This is a genomic window from Mycoplana sp. 10N416 (genome assembly GCF_056394765.1).
The window spans coordinates 325,835-343,790 of record NZ_JBFTIM010000005.1; the positions used below are offsets into that span (position 1 = coordinate 325,835).

15 protein-coding genes are annotated in these 17,956 nt (G+C 63.9%); 5 read left to right on the forward strand and 10 right to left on the reverse strand.

Annotated elements, in window-relative coordinates:
• Positions 1–9: 9 nt before the first annotated feature.
• The 8 genes from AC1DDS_RS12945 to AC1DDS_RS12980 all read right to left on the reverse strand — a co-directional run bounded on the left by AC1DDS_RS12945 (position 10) and on the right by AC1DDS_RS12980 (position 10,044).
• Positions 10–999: an ABC transporter ATP-binding protein gene (locus tag AC1DDS_RS12945; protein WP_477479263.1), complete on the reverse strand. Its 990-nt coding sequence runs from the start codon at positions 997–999 to the stop codon at positions 10–12.
• Positions 996–1,979, reverse strand: a complete 984-nt coding sequence (locus AC1DDS_RS12950; protein WP_477479264.1) for an ABC transporter ATP-binding protein — start codon at positions 1,977–1,979, stop codon at positions 996–998. The genes AC1DDS_RS12945 and AC1DDS_RS12950 overlap by 4 nt, the downstream gene beginning before the upstream one ends.
• Positions 1,972–3,459, reverse strand: a complete 1,488-nt coding sequence (locus tag AC1DDS_RS12955) for an amidohydrolase family protein (RefSeq protein WP_477479265.1) — start codon at positions 3,457–3,459, stop codon at positions 1,972–1,974. Before AC1DDS_RS12955 ends, AC1DDS_RS12950 begins: the two co-directional genes overlap by 8 nt.
• Positions 3,459–4,652, reverse strand: a complete 1,194-nt coding sequence (locus AC1DDS_RS12960; protein ID WP_477479266.1) for an amidohydrolase family protein — start codon at positions 4,650–4,652, stop codon at positions 3,459–3,461. The genes AC1DDS_RS12955 and AC1DDS_RS12960 overlap by 1 nt, the downstream gene beginning before the upstream one ends.
• A gap of 5 nt (positions 4,653–4,657) precedes the next feature.
• Positions 4,658–5,617 carry an ABC transporter permease gene (locus AC1DDS_RS12965; protein ID WP_477479267.1) on the reverse strand — a complete coding sequence of 320 codons (960 nt, stop codon included), beginning with the start codon at positions 5,615–5,617 and terminating at the stop codon, positions 4,658–4,660.
• 19 nt (positions 5,618–5,636) lie between these two features.
• The gene (locus AC1DDS_RS12970; RefSeq protein ID WP_310420128.1) at positions 5,637–6,605 is read right to left on the reverse strand and encodes an ABC transporter permease; all 969 of its coding nucleotides are present in this window, start codon (positions 6,603–6,605) and stop codon (positions 5,637–5,639) included.
• A 273-nt stretch (positions 6,606–6,878) separates the two neighbouring features.
• On the reverse strand, positions 6,879–8,378 hold the full coding sequence (locus AC1DDS_RS12975; protein ID WP_477479268.1) for an amidohydrolase family protein: 1,500 nt from the start codon (positions 8,376–8,378) through the stop codon (positions 6,879–6,881).
• 100 nt (positions 8,379–8,478) lie between these two features.
• A complete protein-coding gene (locus AC1DDS_RS12980; protein ID WP_477479269.1) occupies positions 8,479–10,044 on the reverse strand; it encodes an ABC transporter substrate-binding protein in 1,566 nt (521 codons plus the stop codon).
• 170 nt (positions 10,045–10,214) lie between these two features.
• Here AC1DDS_RS12980 and AC1DDS_RS12985 point away from each other — a divergent pair, with 170 nt between their 5' ends.
• The 5 genes from AC1DDS_RS12985 (at position 10,215) to AC1DDS_RS13005 (ending at position 16,642) form a co-directional block, all read left to right on the forward strand.
• Entirely contained in the window at positions 10,215–11,690 is a 1,476-nt protein-coding gene (locus tag AC1DDS_RS12985) for an amidohydrolase family protein (protein WP_477479270.1), read from the forward strand.
• A 162-nt stretch (positions 11,691–11,852) separates the two neighbouring features.
• On the forward strand, positions 11,853–12,881 hold the full coding sequence (locus tag AC1DDS_RS12990) for an amino acid ABC transporter substrate-binding protein (protein ID WP_477479271.1): 1,029 nt from the start codon (positions 11,853–11,855) through the stop codon (positions 12,879–12,881).
• A gap of 68 nt (positions 12,882–12,949) precedes the next feature.
• Positions 12,950–14,098, forward strand: coding sequence for an amino acid ABC transporter permease (locus AC1DDS_RS12995; RefSeq protein WP_477479272.1), 1,149 nt, complete (start codon positions 12,950–12,952; stop codon positions 14,096–14,098).
• 2 nt (positions 14,099–14,100) lie between these two features.
• Positions 14,101–15,195, forward strand: a complete 1,095-nt coding sequence (locus AC1DDS_RS13000) for an amino acid ABC transporter permease (RefSeq protein WP_477479273.1) — start codon at positions 14,101–14,103, stop codon at positions 15,193–15,195.
• Complete coding sequence (locus AC1DDS_RS13005; protein WP_477479274.1) at positions 15,188–16,642, forward strand: amidohydrolase family protein; 1,455 nt, start codon at positions 15,188–15,190, stop codon at positions 16,640–16,642. Before AC1DDS_RS13000 ends, AC1DDS_RS13005 begins: the two co-directional genes overlap by 8 nt.
• A 55-nt stretch (positions 16,643–16,697) precedes the next feature.
• Here AC1DDS_RS13005 and AC1DDS_RS13010 read toward each other — a convergent pair whose 3' ends face one another.
• Together AC1DDS_RS13010 and AC1DDS_RS13015 are read right to left on the reverse strand one after the other, a co-directional pair.
• Entirely contained in the window at positions 16,698–17,309 is a 612-nt protein-coding gene (locus AC1DDS_RS13010) for an ankyrin repeat domain-containing protein (RefSeq protein WP_477479275.1), read from the reverse strand.
• Between the two features lie 86 nt (positions 17,310–17,395).
• Positions 17,396–17,881: a GlcG/HbpS family heme-binding protein gene (locus AC1DDS_RS13015; RefSeq protein WP_310420145.1), complete on the reverse strand. Its 486-nt coding sequence runs from the start codon at positions 17,879–17,881 to the stop codon at positions 17,396–17,398.
• Between the last annotated feature and the right edge of the window lie 75 nt (positions 17,882–17,956).

Sequence of the window (17,956 nt, forward strand, 5' to 3'; positions counted from 1 at the left end):
CGCATAACGTCAGGCAGGCACCGCTTCCTCCTCGGCGAGGTGGCAGGCGACGCGCGTGCCGTTGCCCAGAGCACGGATGGCCGGCACTTCCGCGGAACAGCGCGCCGTTGCGAGCGGGCAACGCGGATGGAAGGTGCAGCCGGACGGCGGCTTGAGCGGGCTCGGCACTTCGCCGCCCGAAGGTTCCCGGTCGCGCCGCGGCGCGTCGATATTGGGGATGGTCTGCAGCAGAAGCTGCGTATAGGGATGGCGCGGGTGGGCGAAAAGCTCTTCCGTATCCCCCTCCTCCACGATCCGGCCGAGATACATCACCGCGATGCGATCCGACATATGGCGCACCACGCTCATGTCGTGGCTGATGAAGAGATAGGTCAGGCCCAGCTCGTCCTGCAGCCGGCGCATCAGGTTCAGAACCTGCGCCTGCACCGAAACGTCGAGCGCCGAGGTCGGCTCGTCGCAGACGAGAAATTCCGGCTCGCTCGCAAGCGCGCGGGCGATCGAGATGCGCTGGCGCTGGCCGCCGGAAAACTCGTGCGGAAATTTCTCGCCGTCCGAGGCCGAAAGACCGACGGTGCGCAGCAGCTCCTCCACGCGCTCGGTAATCTCGGCCGGCGTCTCGCGCAGCTTCAACTCGCGTAGCGGCTCGGCGATGATGTTCTTCACCCGCCAGCGCGGATTGAGCGAGGCATAAGGGTCCTGGAAGATCATCTGGGCGGAAAGCGGTGCCCCCTTGCGGCCCGGCGCGAAGCGGACTTCCCCGGCACTCGGCCGGTACAACCCGGTGACCAGTCGCGCGACCGTCGACTTGCCGCAGCCACTCTCGCCGACGATGCTGAGGCACCCGCCGGCCGGAACGGTGAAGTCGATGTCGTTGACCGCCTGTACGAATTGGCGCGGCTTGCGCTCGATGACACGGTTGAGCCAGGGCGCGGAAACATCGAAGGTCTTGACCAGGCCGTTGACGGTCAGGGCCGGTGCTTTCTGAGCGGATGTGGTCATATGTTTCCTCCCGCGTTAAGCCAGCAAGCGCTGGCGCCTTCGCCGACGGCTATGAGTTCGGGCCTTTCGCGCAGACAGCGCGGGCCGGCGGAAACGCAGCGCGGATTGAAGGCGCAGCCGGCAGGGATGGCGTCAAGCCGCGGCATCGAGCCGTCGATCTGGTTCAGCTTTGCCACCCGTGCACCAAGCGAAGGGATCGAGGCCATCAGCCCCTGTGTGTAGGGATGGCGCGGTGCATGCAGCACCTGCTCGACCGGGCCGATCTCGATGAGGCGACCGGCATACATGACGGCGACGCGGTCGGCGGCTTCGGCGATCACGCCCATGTCGTGGGTCACCAGCATGACAGCCGTCTGCTTCTCCTTGCAGAGGCGCCGCAGCAGCGAAATGATCTGCGCCTGGATCGACACGTCGAGCGCCGTCGTCGGCTCGTCCGCGATGATCAGCTTCGGAGACGCGGCAAGCGCGAGCGCGATCACCACGCGCTGGCGCATGCCGCCGGAGAACTGATGGGGATAATGGTTGACCCGCTCCTCCGGCGAGGGAATGCCGACATCTTTCAGCAGCTGCACCGCCCGCGCTCGCGCCTCGACCTTGCTGAGCGACAGGTGCTGGCGGATCGTTTCGGTAAGCTGAGCGCCGACCGTGAAGAGCGGATTGAGCGAGGTCAGTGGATCCTGGAAGATCGCGCCGATCTCGCGGCCACGGATACGCTCCATCTCCCGGTCGCCGAGCGTATCGATGCGCCGCTTGCCGAGCCAGACCTCGCCATCGGCGATGCGGCCGGGGCGTTCGAGCAGGCCCTGGATGGCAAGGCCGGTCATCGACTTGCCGGCGCCGGATTCACCGACCACGCCGAGGATCTCGCCGGCGCGGATGGAGAGGCTGACATCCGACAGCGCGGTCACGGTGCCGCGCCGCCCCGGAAACTCGACCTTTAGATTGCGGACATCGATGACCGCCTGTTCTGCTTTACCCATTTTCGTCCACCTCGATCGGATAGCTCGGCGGGAAGATCTCCGAAACCGGGGGATTGGCCCAGCTTCGCTCGGGATATTTGGCGATCAGCCCGTCATACTGGGCCTGCGCCTTCCTACGCGCCTCCTCCATGTCGATGCCCGCCACCTTGCGGGCGAGCATGGAGACGCGGCCATCGACGAAGACGGCGCGGGTGACCTTGCCCGAACCGCCGGTAACCAGCGTCGTGATCGGATCGATCGACGGCGCCATGACCGCATCATCGAGATCGAAGACGGCAACATCGGCGCGGGCGCCGGGCGACAAATGGCCGAGGTCCGACCGGCCCAAGGCCCGGGCACCGCCGAGCGTGGCGGCATCGAAGAGATCGGCCGAACGCAGCTGATCGGACGCGCCGTCGGCGATGCGGCCGGTGATCAGGCCCACCAGCAGGTTCATCCACATATCCGCAGGCGTCGTATCCGTGCCCATGGCGATGTTGATGCCGCGCCTGCGGCAGGCGGAGAAGGAGTTGAGGATGCTGCCGCCACGGCCGGAGACCAGCGGGCAATGGACGATGGAGACGCCATTTGCCGCGTACAGCGCCAGGTCCTCCTCGGTGGCATTGGTGGCATGCGGCGCGATCAGCCGGTCGCTGAGCAGGCCGGCCTTGGCGAGCCAGACCGGTGCGGTCGAACCGTGGAGTGCGCGAACCGTGTCCACCTCCATGCTGCCCTGCGCCATGTGCAGGCGGAACTTGCAGCCGAGATCGCGCGCCGCCGCGTCCGTGCGCTGGATCAGCGCCAGGGTGGAGGTTTCGACCCGGTCGGGCGCCAGCATGCCACGCACGAGATCGCCGTGGCGGCCGTTCTGCCGCTCGATATAGGCGATGGCGTCCTTCAGCCCCTGAAAGCCGCGCTCTTCCTCGAAAACCGGCACCATGCGTCCCGGCGCTTCCAGCACCATACCGCCGGAGCGATAGGCGGGGCTAAGATAGACCCGAAGGCCGAGTTCGCCGGCGGCATCAGCCGCCGCATCGAATTCGGCAACCGTCTCACCCCATTCGCGATAGAACAACGAGGCGATCGGTGCTGCGGTGGTAATCCCGTTCAAGAGCAGCTGACCGAAGGCGAAACGCTTCTGGAAGGCCAGCTCTTCCTGACTGTACATCTCATAGGGACCGGCCTCGACATAGGAGCGCGGCCAGACGCGGCCCTTGGCCCAGCCGGGGTGATGGTCGATGCCGAGAACGGTCGTATCGAGATCGGAAAGCGCGTCGAGATCGATCAGGCCAGGGCTGATCAGAGCATTGCCGAAATCGATGCGCCGTGCCACTTCACCGGGAAAGCGATGGCCGACGAAGAGGATCTCGCCATTTTCGAAAACCACCTCGCCGTTGCGCAGAAGACGATGGCTGCCATCCTTGTGGCCGACAACCCAGCTTGCGGTGACGAGCGTGCGGCCTTCGGGACGGCGGCCGAGTTCCAGGGAGATATCGGCCATCACGGCATCTCCACGATCGCCTTGCCCTGACGGGCAACGACGCGACCACCCTTGACGACCAGCGGTCGCGGCGCGATGTCAACGACGGCATGGGCAAGGGTCTCGCCGGTCAACAGCGTGAAGTCGGCATTGCAGCCGACATCGAGGCCATAACCCTCCAGTCGCATGACATCAGCGCCGCCCTGCGAGACGACGTGCAGCACGTGGGCGAGCTCGTGATCCGAGCGCAGCCCGTTCTTCATACCGATCACCTTGGCGCGGTCGAGCATGTCCGGCTGGCCCCACGGGCCCCAGGTATCGCGGATACCGTCACAACCGCCGCCGACGCGGACGCCCGCTTCTTTCAGCCGCATGATCGAGGGCACATTGGCGGACGGTGCGCCCGTCGTCAGGATCGCGACGTCGAGGCGGGCGATCTCTTCGATCAGCTTGCCGACGCGGACGTAATCATTCATGCCGAGGGCGAAGGCGTGGCTGATCGCCACCTTGCCTTCCATGCCGTTGGCGCGAATGCGCTCGAAGATCAGTTCCATGGTGAAGGCGCCGAGATCGGCCGCCTCATGCAGGTGGATGTCGATCGGAACGCCGTGCTTGACCGCCAAGGCGAAGAGAATGTCGAGCTGGCCCTTCGGGTCGCGGTCGATGCCGCAGGGATCGATGCCGCCCAGCACCTCGCAGCCCTGACGCAGCGCTTCATCCAAGAGCTCCACTGTACCCGGCATGACCATGACGCCAGACTGCGGGAAGGCGACGATCTCGATATCGATGACGCCCTTGAGCTTCTCGCGCGTCTGCCACACGCCTTCGACCAGCGAGAGGCCGTGGGTCGGGTCGATATCGACATGGCTGCGGATATGGGTGGCGCCGTTCGCCGCAAGGCCGATCGCATGGCGCATCGACTGGCGGTGCGGATCGATGCCGATCTCGAGCCGGTGCTCGCGTTCGAAATCGATGCGCTCGCGCAGGATCGCGGCGCGGTTGTTGACGTGCCAGGGCATGCCCCAGGTCGTCTTGTCGAGATGGGTGTGGGCGTCGATGAGACCCGGCACGACGATCGCGCCCTGTCCATCTTCCACGACCATGCCGACCTCCGGCTGGTAGGCGCTCAGGCCTGCGATCTTTCCATCCTTGATCAGGATGTCGCAGCGTTCGCCGGCCATCGGCCTGACATTGCGGAGCAGGAGATCGTGCATAGTACTTACCTCAATTTCGGATTAAGCGCGTCGCGCAGCCAGTCGCCGAGCATGTTGACGGTGACGACCAGCAGGCAGAGTTGAATGACGGGGAACAGGACGATCCACCAGGAACCAGAAAACAGGAACTGGTTGCCGATGCGGATCAGCGTGCCGAGCGACGGTTGGGTCGGCGGCATGCCGATGCCGAGGAACGACAGCGTCGCCTCCGTCAGGATCGCCATGCCGAAGTTCAGCGTGGCAGCGACCATGATCGGCGTCAGCGTGTTGGGCAGGATGTGCAGCGCCATGATGCGCCGGGCCGGCACACCGATGAGCTTTGCCGCCGCAACATAATCCTTGCCGCTTTCGACGATCGCCTGCGCTCGCACGGTTCGCGCATATTGCACCCAGGCCGACAGCGCGATGGCGAGAACGAGCACGGCGGACGCCCCGACCTCGCGCAGGCTTTCCGGCAGCATCTGCCGCACGACCGTAGAAACGAGGATGGCAACGAGGATGGTGGGGATCGACAGTGTGATGTCGCCGATGCGCATCAAAAGGTTATCGGTGAAGCCGCCGAAATAGCCGGCGACGAGGCCCGCCGCCATGCCGATCACCAGCGACAGCGCCACCGAGGCGATGCCGATGACGATGGAGATGCGCGTGCCGTAGAGGATGGCCGAGAGCATGTCGCGCCCCTGCGTATCCGTGCCGAGCAGATAGGGCCATTCGCCGTCCTGGCTCCAGATCGGCGGCAGTTCCGCCTTCCACATGTCGAGGGAGGCGCCGTCATAGGGGTTCTGCGGGGCGATCAGCGGTGCAAAGATCGCCGCGAGAATGAGTATCGCCAATACCAGCGCGCTGATCTGCGCCGACCGGCTCTGGGTGAAGGACCACCAGACATCGCTGTTGCGGATGCGCTTCAGGAGCGACGGGCGGGCGGGCTTTTCCGTTTGCGGCTTGGCGGTTTGCAAAAGGGTCATCGAACCGGGTCCCCTCGGGTTAGCGCGCCGTGCGCAGGCGCGGATCGATCACCGCATAGGTGATGTCGACCAGCGTGTTGAGCACGACGAAGATGAAGGAGATGATGCAGAGATAGGCCGCCATGACCGGGATATCGAGGAAGGTCACCGCCTGGATGAACAGCATGCCCATGCCCGGCCACTGAAAGACGGTTTCGGTAATCAGCGCAAAGGCGATCAGCGAACCGACATTCATCGCCGTCATGGTAACGACCGGCATCAGGCAGTTGCGCAGCGCATGACGGAAATAGATTCGCCAGCGCGGAATGCCGCGCGCCCGGGCGAACTTGACGAAATCGGAACGCAGCACTTCCAGCATCTCCGCCCGCACCAGCCGCATGACCAGCGTGATCTGGTAGAGCGACAGCGCGATCGACGGCAGGATCAGCGCGGCCCGGCCGGACGGCGTCAGGAGGCCCGTCGACCACCAGCCGATCTGCACCACGTCGCCGCGCCCGAAGGATGGCGCCCATCCGAGGATGACGGCGAATACGAGGATGAGCAGGATGCCGACCACGAAGCTCGGCAGCGACACCCCGACAATGGAGAGGAATTGCAGGCCCTCCGTGTACCATTTGCCGCGCTTGATGGCGGTCAACACGCCGAGCGGCAGGCCGAGGACCAGCGAGATGATGGTCGCCACCAGGACCAGCTCCAGCGTCGCCGGGAAGCGCTCGGCGATCAGCGGCAGCACCTTCTGGCCGTTACGGTAGGAAACGCCGAAATTGCCCTGGGCCGCATCACCGACAAAACGGACATATTGCGTCACGAGGCCATCATTCAGGCCGAGCCGCTCGCGCAGCGCATCCTTGTCCGCCTGCGATGTCTGCTCGCCCACCATCAGTTCGACGGGATCGCCCGCGAGCCGGAAGATCAGAAAGGCGAGCATGGCGACGGCAAGCATCACCAGGATCGCATTTCCGAGGCGCTTGATGATGAAGACCAGCATGAGTGACCTCTCGGCTTCGCGCCGTCCGCGGCAGCCGCCGGACGGTTCGTTCAATGACTTCAAAAGCTGGGAGAGACCGACACAGAGGACTGGACCGAACGGCACACAGCCTGGGCCCAACCGCAACAATCTGCTGCGGTAGCGAGACGAGCGCTCCTCCGCGCACAACCACCTCCCTTGGCTTTCGTCTGGATCTATTAAGACAACGTCGTCAAAATTTGTCAACGCAATTGTCGACAATATTGGCGCTTAAATTTTCCGCTTTTACCAACATTAATCGCCTTCCCTGCCCGCCCACAACGGATAGCTCGGCGTAAACAATGCCTCAACGGGCGGATGCCCCCAGCTTCTGTCCGGATATTTCGCGACGAGCCCTTCGAACTGGCGCTGCACACGGCTGCGGGCTTCCTGCATGTCCAGCCCCGCAAGCTTCCCCTCCAGCATCGATAGCCGGCCATCGACAAAGACGGCCTGGGTGACCTTGCCGGAGCCGCCGAGCACGAGTGTCGTGATCGGATCGACGCTCGGCGTCATCCTGGGATCATCGAGGCGGAAAACGGCGACATCGGCCCGAGCCCCCGGCGCAAGCCGGCCAATATCATCGCGGCCAAGCGCTCTGGCGCCGCCCAAGGTCGCCGCATCGAACAGGTCGGCCGAGAGCACTGCGTCGGACTTCCCCTCGCTGATGCGACAGGCGACAAGCCCCATCAGCAGGTTCATGAGCATATCCGGCGGCGCCGTATCCGTCGCCATGCCGATATTGATGCCAAGCCTGCGGCAGGCGGCAAAGGAATGGAGAACACTGCCCATGCGAGCCGAGACCAGAGGCGAATGGGCGATGGAAACTCCATGGGCCGCATAAAGCTCGAGGTCATGCTCCGTGGCGTAGGTGGCATGGGGCGCGATCAACCGTTCGCTCAGCAGACCGTGATCGGCCATCCAGCGCGGTCCGGTCGCGCCATGCAGCTTCTGCATGGTTTCGAGTTCCATCGGCCCCTGTGCCATATGCAGCCGCACGCGACAGTCGAGGTCTTGGGCCGCCGCCATTGTCCGCTGCAGGAGATTTAGCGTGCAGGTCTCGACACGATCCGGCGCAAGCAGTCCGTTGACGAGACCGCCGTGCCGACCGTTCTGGTGCTCGATGAAGGCGATCGCATCGTCCAGGCCGCGCAATCCCTTCTCCTCATCGAACACCGGCAGCATTTGCCCGGGCGCCTCCAGCACCATGCCGCCGGAGCGATAGGCCGGGCTCAGAAAGACGCGCAAGCCCAGCTCGCCGGCCGCATCGGCCGCCGCTTCGAATTCGGCGACCGTCTCGCCCCATTCGCGATAGTAGAGCGAGGCGATCGGCGCCGCCGTGGTGACGCCATTCAGAAGCTGGAGGCCGAAAGCGAAGCGCTTCTGGAAGGCCAGCTCTTCCGGGCTGTACATTTCATACGGCCCGCGCTCGACATAGGAACGCGGCCAGACACGCCCCCTCGCCCATCCCGGCTGGTTGTCGAGAACCAGCGTATAGGTATCGAGATCGGACAGCGCATCGAGATCGATCAGGCCGGGGCTGATAAGGGCCGCGCCGAAATCGATGCGGCGGGCGACCTCGCCGGGAAACACCGGGCCGACGAAGACCACCGCCCCGTCCTCCATGACCATCTCGCCGCGCGGCACGAGACGATGACCACCGTCGCGCCAGGCAAGCAGCCAGTCTGCGGTCAGAAGCGTACGGCCCGCCGGCCGCTCGCCGAGGGTAAGCATGTGCAGAGGATCAGATATCATGGCATGTCCGGATGATGTGTTTGAAATTCATATGAAGAGAGCGCTTCATGGATCATGAAACGCTCTCTTCCCGTCAAAACCTAAGCCTCTGGCGCTGCCGTCAGTCGCCCATCTGGGTCAGCCAGTGGCGCGGCTTGTTGTCGGCGCGGAAATCGACGCTCTTGACGGTGCCGAGCATGGCCCACGCGATCGGCTGCTGGTGCAGCGGAATCAGCATCACCTCATCCTTGGCGATCTTCAGGGCCTCGCCTTCGAGCGCAAGACGCTTGGTCTTGTCCGACTCCTGCGCGGCTGCCGCCACCAGCTTGTCGAGCGCCGGGTTGGACCAGTTGCCGTAGTTGGAGACGCCCATCGCGCCCTGTTTGGTCGACAGCACCTGCGCCAGCAGCGAATAGGCATCGAGCGTCGGTTCGTTCGCCCAGCTGAGGTTGAACATGTCCGCCTTGCCGGCACTGCGCTTCGGCGTCTGCACGGCGCGCGGAGCGATATCGATCGTCGGGTTGAAGCCGCCACGCTTCAGCATGTTGGCGATACCCGAGCAGATGTCTTCCTCGTTGATGTTCTCGTCGTTCATGCAGGTGTAGGTGAAGGCGAGATCCGACTGGCCGGCCTCTGCAAGGAGCTTCTTCGAGAGTTCCGGATCGGCCGGCGTGTAGGTGTCGAGCGAGGCGGCGTAGCCGGAGATTTCCGGCGCAATCAGCGAACCGGACGGGCGCGCCAGCCCGCGCATCACCTTCTTGTTGATCAGGTCGCGGTCGACAGAGGCTTCGACAGCCTGGCGCACGCGGAGATCATTGAAGGGGTTCGGGCGGCCGTCTTCCAGCTTTTCCTTGCGGTTGAAATTGAGGAAGACGGTGCGCAGTTCGGTGCGCTTCTTCACGGTGAGGCCCGGGGAGGATTCGAGCCGCGGCAGGTCCTGGATCGGCGCGGAATCGATCAGGTCGATCTCGCCGGAGAGAATTGCTGCGACGCGGGTCGCGGCAGAGGCGATCGGCGTGAACTCGATGCGGTCGAGATTGTGCTTCTTCTCGTCCCACCAGCCTTCATTGGCGACGAGCACGGTCTTGCTGTCCGGCACGCGGCTTTCGAGCTTGAACGGACCCGTGCCGTTGGTGTGCATGGTCGTGTAGCCTTCGGTCTTCGTGGCGACGTCCGTCGGCTTTTCGCTGTTGTTGGCCTTCAGCCAGCCCGCATCGAAGATGAAGATGTTGGTGATGTCGTTGAGGAACAGCGAGGTCGGCGCGGTGACCGCGATATCGACCGTGTAGTCATCCACCTTGGTGACGCCGGCATAGAGCGGGATGTTGCCGCGCAGCGGTGAGGTCGCATCGGAAACGCGGGTGAAGGAGGCGACCACGTCGTCGGCCGTGAAATCGGCGCCGTCGTGGAATTTCACGCCCTTGCGCAAGGTGAAGCGCCAGGTCTTGCCGTCGATCAGCGTCCACTCGGTGGCGAGCGCCGGCTCGATCTGGAACTCCGGCCCGTAGCGCACCAGGCCCTCATAGATGTGGTTGAGGAAGGCGAGGTTCGAGGTCGAAGGCACCGAATATGGGTCGAGCGAGTAGAGATCGGCGCGCCCGCCCCAGCGAAGCGTCTCGGCGCTGGCCGGTACGGCGATGGCAGTCGCGGTCATCGCGGCAAGAAGGAAGCTTTTCAAACGGGACATTATTCCCCCCTTATGGATCGTTGATAAGCCTGTGCGGCCTAGACCCCAGGCGAAGGGGAGTATTGTTTCACCCATCTCTATTGTCAATGATATTGTAGACAATTATCGTAACCCAAATTCTCCATAAAAGTCGCCAAAACGACAAACACCGGAAAAAGCGAGGGCATGGGATGGGAAATTTTCTGCTGCTGCACGGCACCATGGTGACCGTGGACCGCGAAAGGCGGATCATCGAGGATAGCGCTTTGGCGATCCAGGATGACAGGATCGTGGACATCGGCACCGCGGACGAACTCCTGCCGCGGCACCCGGAAAAGCAAGTCATCGATTGTCGCGGCAAACTGATCATTCCCGGCTTGATCGACGCCCATGGCCATGCCGGCCACGCCTTGATCCGCAGCATCGCCGCCGACACCAATTCCCTATGGATGAAGGTCGTCACCCCCGCCTACTACCACTATGTCACGCGCGACTACTGGTATGCGGACGGTCTCGTCTCCGGCATCGAGCGGCTGCGGGCCGGGGTGACGACCGGCGCCAGCATCATCACCTCGATGCCGCGTGCCGACGATCCCGTCTTTGCGATCAACCACGCCCGCGCCTATAGCGAGATCGGGTTGCGTGAAATCATCTGCGTCGGCCCTTCCGGCCTGCCCTGGCCGCATCCTGTGACGCGTTGGGAAAGCGGCGCGCCAGAACGACGTCAGGTCAGCTTCGACGAGATGATCGAGGGCACCGAGGCCGTCATCGAAACACTGAACGGCAGCGCCGATGGCCGCATCCAGGTATTCCTCACACCCTTCACGATCGTTCCGTCCGTTGAGCCGTCGAACGCATCGACGCCGGATCAGGCGGTGAAACTCACTGAAAACGACCGGATGCAGGCGCGCCGCGTTCGCGAAACCGCACGAAAATGGGGCGTTCGCCTGCATTCCGACGCCTTCGCCGGCCAGATCCGCATGGCCTTTCAAGACAAGGAAAACGCCCTCCTGGGGCCGGATATCCACCTGCAGCACTGCTGGGGCATCTCGCACGAGGAGATCGATATCCTGGCCGAAACAGGCACCCATGTTACCCATGCGCCGCCCGGCCGCTCCACGCCGATCATGGAGATGATGTCCAAGGGCATTCGGGTCGCGATCACCACGGACGGCGCGGCCCCCAGCCGCCACTTCGACATGCTCCAGACCGCGAGGCTGGCGCAGTTCACCCAGCATCTGCTTCACAATCACGACCGCTATCTGCTGCCACCCGGCAAGGTCTTCGAGATGATCACCATTGATGCCGCCCGTGCCATCGGCATGGAGCACGAGATCGGTTCGCTCGAGGTCGGCAAGAAGGCGGACATCGCCATCATCGACATGCGCAAGCCGCATTTGATGCCTATGTGGATGCCCGTCCACCGCCTCGTCCATCAAGTCCTGGGAAGCGATGTCGATACTGTCATCGTCGACGGCAAGCTTCTGATGGAAGGGGGCCGGGTGCTGACCACGGACGTCGACGCGGCCATCTCCCTCGGCCAAGAGGAAGCGCTTGCCTTGGCGGCGCGTGCCGGTCTCCAGGCCCATATGCACGACCCCGGCTGGGGCCGACTGCTGCGCACTTTTGAGGAGCCGGTCATTCCGCCCCAGCCGCCCGCCTGCTGAGCGCTGCGGCAACGGCCCGCCCTCCACTGCCCTTCGTAGACGACGAGCGAGACTCGGTGTTGTCAATGAAGGAAAGGTATTGTAGACAAAACTGTACGCATTATCGCATCCAAAGGCGGAAGAGGAGCTGCCGACGATAATGCCGCCAAACGGGAGGAATGAATGAATAGACGGACTCTGGCAGGTTGCCTCGGTGCAGTTCTCGGACTTCTGGGAACGACGGCAGCCGGTATCGCCCATGCCGATACGCTCGACACGATCAAGCAGCGCGGCAAGCTGGTTTGCGGCGTCTCGCTTGCGACGCCGGGCTTTGCCGCCCCGAACGATCAGGGCCGCATGGAAGGCTTCGACGCCGACATCTGCCGCGCCGTAGCGGCAGCCGTCTTTGGCGACGGCGATAAGGTCGAATACGTGCCGACCAACATCAACACCCGCTTCCAGGCGCTGCAGTCTGGCGAGATCGACGTGCTGTCGCGCCAGACGACGCAAACCTTCACCCGCGAAGCCTCGCTCGGCCTCGATTTCGCGCCCGTCGTCTTCTATGACGGTCAGGGCCTGATGGTGTCGAAGGCGCTCGGCGTCACCAGCGCCGCAGAACTGAAGGACGCCGCCATCTGCACCTTGCCGGGCACGACGACGGCGCAGAACCTCAGCGATTTCTTCGGCAAGCTGGGTGCGAAGTTCGAGCTCGTCGTTTTCGAAAGCCCGGATGAAAACCGCGCCGCCTTCTTCAGCGGCCGCTGCGATGCGATCTCCTCGGATCGCTCCGACCTCGCCTCGATCCGCGCTGTCGCCAACAACCCCGACGACTATGTCGTCCTGCCGGAAACGATCTCCAAGGAACCGCTTGCACCGGCCGTCCGCCAGAACGATGCCAACTGGCGCGATATCGTTTCCTGGTCTGTCTGGATGCTGATGGCGGCGGAAGAAAAGGGCATCACCCAGGCCAACGTCGACGAGAAGCTGAAGAGCGACGATCAGGAAGTCCAGCGCATGCTGGGCGTTGCCGACAGTCTCGGCGAGATGCTGAAGCTCGACAACAAGTGGGGCTACAACATCATCAAGTCCGTCGGCAATTACGGCGAGGTCTTCGACCGCGCCCTCGGCGAAAAGACTCGCCTCGGCATGACCCGCGGCCCGAATACCCAGTGGAACGCCGGCGGCCTGCTCTACGCTCCGCCTTTCCGTTGAGATAGAGGTTTGCGCCCGTACCCTGCGGGCGCAAACACCTCTCGCGGTTCTCAGGACGGAGGGCACTGATGGCTCTGCTGTACAATGCGCGCTACCGCGCGCTTTTCTATCAATGGCTGGCGATCGGCGTCATCGCCCTCATCGCCTGGTCGATGTTTTCGACCGCAAGCCACAATCTCGCCAAGAACGACATCGCGACCGGTTTTGCCTATCTGTCACGACAGGCCGGTTTCGTCATCAGTGAGGCCGCGATAGCCTTTGAGCCGAGCGACACGGTCGCCCGCGCGCTGCTGGTGGGCCTCGCCAACACCATCAAGGTCTCGCTGCTGGCCGCCGTCCTCGGCACGGTCCTGGGGCTTCTGGTCGGCATCGGGCGCATGTCCCGCAATCCGCTGCTGCAGCGGCTCATGCTGGCTTATGTCGAGGCGCTCCGGAACGTTCCGCTGCTGCTCTATCTGCTGTTCTGGTATGCCGTCATTATCAACGTGCTGCCGCCCGTGCGCGCGGCCCTTCCGCTGGCACCGCACGTCTATCTTTCCAACAGCGGCCTGGTCATCCCCTCCGTCACGTTCGAGCGCGGCTCTGCCATAGCTGTCGCCGCCGTCGTGCTCGGGATGGTTTCGGCGCTCGTCATCAGGCATTTTTCGTTGCGCCGCAGGGTTGCGACGGGCACACCGAACCATGGCGCCCTCATCGCCTGGATCGCCGGCATTGCACCGATTGCACTGGTGCTGCTCCTGGGTGGCATCGCCATGACCTTCGACCTGCCGGAAAAGGGCCGCTTCCGCCTGACCGGCGGATTGCAGGTGAAGCCTGAATTTGTCGCCCTGCTGTTCGGGCTGGCGCTCAGCGTGTCGGCCAATGTCGCCGAGATCGTCCGTGCCGGCATCCAGGCCGTCAACAAGGGACAATGGGAAGCCTCGATGGCCCTCGGCCTGCCGCGGCGCCGCACCATGCGTCTCGTCATCCTGCCCCAGGCGCTGCGGTTGATCATTCCGCCGCTCACCAACACCTATCTCACCGTCTTCAAGAACAGTTCGCTGGCGATCGCCATCGGCTATCCGGATCTCGTGATGATTTCCAACACCGTCATGAACCAGACCGGACAGGCGATGGAGACCATTGCGATCTTCATGGGCGCCTATCTCAGCCTCTCGATCGCCATCTCGCTGTTCATGAACTGGTACAACAAACGCGTCGCCCTGAAGGAGCGCTGACCGTGACAGAGCTTCAACTCGTGCTCGGTGCCACCACAAGCGAAGCCCCTCCCCGGCGGTCGTCGCGCTGGTGGCAGGACTGGTTCGGCACGCCGGGCAACGCACTGATAACAGTGCTTTGCAGCGTAAGCCTTCTTGCCATCGGCTGGTTCGCCACCCAATGGCTTTTCCTCAACGCGACATTCGCCGGCACGCCGGAAGACTGCAAGACGGCCAGCGGCGCCTGCTGGCCGTTCCTCAACGCCAAGCTCCGCTACATGGCATTCGGCTTCTATCCGTTCGAGCAGCAGTGGCGGCCGCTTCTGGCGCTCCTCGTCTTCATGGGCGGAGCGGTCGTATCCATGGTGCCACGGTTCTGGGGCCGCGGGCTCCTGCTGCTCTGGGTGGTGGCCATCCTGCCCGGCCTGTACGCCCTCATGGCCGGCGGCATCTTTGGCCTGCCCGCCGTTCCGACGACGCAATGGGGCGGCCTGCCGCTCTCCTTCATGCTGTCCTTCGTCGGTCTCGCCTGTGCGCTGCCACTCGGCATCCTGCTTGCGCTGTCGCGCGCATCCGAGCTGCCGGTGATCCGCGTCCTGGCCACGTGCTTCATCGAGGTCGTCCGCGGTGTGCCGCTGATCAGCATCCTCTTCATGGCAACGGTGATGCTGCCGCTGTTCATGCCCGACGGCGTCACGGTCGACAAGCTGCTGCGCGCACAGATCGCCATCATCATCTTCGCCGCCGCCTATATCGCGGAGATCGTGCGCGGCGGCCTGCAGGATGTGCCCAAGGGGCAGCTCGAAGCCGGTGCGGCGCTTGGCATGGGCTATTGGCCGGTGATGTTCAAGATCGTGCTGCCGCAGGCGATCAAGAAGGTCATCCCTCCGCTCGTCGCGCTCTTCATCGGCTTCTTCCAGGACACCACGCTCGTCACCATTGTCGGCCTGCTCGACTTCCTCGATACCGTGCGCTCGGCAATGCGCGATCCGGCCTGGCAGGGCATTGCCGTGCTGGAAGGCTATGTCTTCGCCGCCGCCGTTTATTTCACCTTCAGCGCGCTGATGGGAGCCTATAGCCGCTTCCTGGAGCGCTATTTTAGGACGACCCATGACTAAGGCCATCCACGTCATCCGCAATGTCGAGACGATCGTCGCCTATGACGAACAAACCGGCACCCACGCCTATCTTTCCGATGGCGACATCGCCTTCGACGACAGCGCGATCCTCCACGTCGGCGGCCGCTATACCGGTCCGTTCGAGCAGGAGGAACAGGGGCGCGGCCGCATGCTGTTGCCGGGCTTCGTCAACATCCATTGCCATTCCGACGAGGAGCCGCTGTCCAAGGGCATCTTCGACGACATGGGCACCGCCGCCCTTTGGGGCCAGGCGATGTACGAATACTCGACCCTGATCGAGATCAGCGAGGAAGCCCGCGAAGCCTCGCTGACTGTCATGCTCGGCGACCTCATCCGCAGCGGCGTCACCACGCTGGTCGACATCGCCGGCCCACACGACGCCTGGCTGCCGACGCTTGCGAAAAGCGGCGCCCGTGCCTATGCCGCGCCGGGCTTTCGCGAGGCCCGCTGGCATGTCGAAGACAGCCACCGCCTCGATTATCGCTGGGATCATGCCCGTGGACGGGAAGCCTACGAGCGCGCGCTGGCATGCGTCGATGCCGCCCAGGCCCATCCTTCCGGTCGGCTCGGCGGCATTGTTTCCCCGTCCCAGGTGGAGACCTGCTCTTCCGAACAGCTGATCGAAGCCGCCGCAGCCGCAAGAAGCCGCGGCGTTCCGATCACCGTCCACGCGGCCCAGACCATGGCCGAACATGAGGAACTGTTGCGCCGGTCTGGCCAGACCGCCGTGCAATATCTCGAGGGCCTCGGCATCCTCGATGGCAATTTGATCCTCGGCCATTGCATCTTCATTGACAGCCATTCCTGGACACGACAGCGCACCGAAACCGACATGGCGCTGCTCGCAAGACGTGGGACGACCGTCGCCCACTGCCCGGTCACCTTCTCGCGCAGCGGCATGATACTGGAGTCCATCGGCCGCTATCGCCGCGCCGGCATCAATGTTGGCCTCGGCACCGATAGCTACCCCTACAACATGCTGGAAGAGATGCGCCGGGCACTGATCTGCTCGCGTATCGCCGGCAAGAGCGTGTTCGACCTGAAGACCGCCGATATCCTCGAAATGGCCACGCTTGCCGGCGCGAAGGCGCTGGGCCGGCAGGATATCGGCCGGATCGCCATCGGCGCCAAACCGGACTTCTCGCTGGTCGATCTCAACCACCCCGCTATGCAGCCGGTCTATGATCCGTTGCGCAACCTGCTGCATTGCGCCGCCGAAAGGGCGGTCGAGGCCGTCTATGTCGACGGCCGTTGCATTGCTCGCGGCGGGCGGCTGCTCGGACTGGACTATGATGCAGCCGTTCAGGTCATGCGGGAGGCGTCGAAATTCACGAAAAGCCGCATCGCCGCGAATGATCCCCGCGGCAGGTCGCTTTCCGAACTTGCGCCGCTGTCCCTGCCAACGAGGCAGCCGAGCAGCCGATAGCCCGCGCGATCGCAATGCGGCTGCCGCGCCAGTTCAAAAGGTTTTACGATCCGGCTCAGTCTTTGGCCTTGTCGGCTTCGAGCAGGGCGGCAACCGCGGAAAGTCCGCGGGCGCGAGCGTGGACCAAAGCGTTTTTTCCGTCGAAGTCCTTGATGCCCACGTCTGCCCCCGCCGAAAGCAGGGAACGGACGATACGCTGAGAGGCAGGCCCGCCATCGGTGAGGATCGCGACTTCGAGCAAGGCAGTCCATCCCAGTTTGTTAACATGGTCGACATCGATCCCGGCGGCGATCAGCATGTCCACCGCATCGGGATGGCCTTTCTCGGCAGCCGGGATCAGGGCGGTGCCACCATACCGATTGGTGCTGGTCAGATCGGCTCCATGAGCAAGGATCATGCGCAAGATGTCCGTTCGCCCCTGTGCCCCGGCCACGAGGAACGGGCTATCCTGAATGCTGTCCTTGGCGTTGACGTCGGCTCCGGCGGCGAGAAGGAGGCGCGCAGCCTCGACATCGTTTTTCCAAACCGCCACCAGAAGCGGCGTTTGGCCCTGCGTGTTGCGCTCGTCTACGGGATTGCCGGCGGCCAAAGCTTGTTCCAATCCACCATGGTCGCCGCTTTCCACGGCGCTCAACACCGGGGCCTGCGCATTGCCGCCTAGTGCCATGATCAGGACTCCTGCCAGAAGAAAAAGTCGCATTGCTGCCTCGGAGCGTAAAGCCCGCGCGCCGAGGGGGCGCGCGGGCGAAGGAACTATTTCAGGCGCTTGGCATGGGTTTCAAGGGCCTTCATGGCGCAAGCCTCGTCGAATTGCCCCCCCGGAGCGCCGCCGACGCCGATGGAACCGATCGTTGCCTTGCCGACCTTGACCGGAACGCCACCGGCCAGAACGAGGAAGCCCGGAATATCGACCAGGCCGGCCGCAGCCGGGTTTTCCGCCACGGTCTTGGCCATGCCGCTCGTCGGGTTGCGCGAGGACGCCGAGGTATAGGCCTTTGCGGTTGCGGCATCGGCGGTGTGAGCGCCGGCATTTTCCGCACGCACCAGCGCAAGCAGGATGCCCGAGCGATCCGTAACGGCGGCAGCCACGTTGTAACCGTCAGCGGCACAGGCGGCGACGGCGGCCTGCGCCAGATCGACGGCAAGCCCGGTGCCGAGGCTTGGCAAGGCGACCGTATCGTCGGCGAGCGCCGGTGCGGCGATCAGGGCAAGAGCGGCAGCAAGAACGGTGTGCTTCATTTGAATCTCCAGAACGGAACCATTTCCTGAAGCCAAAGTAGAAGCTTGCCGCACCCTGCGAAATTCGCAGTGCAA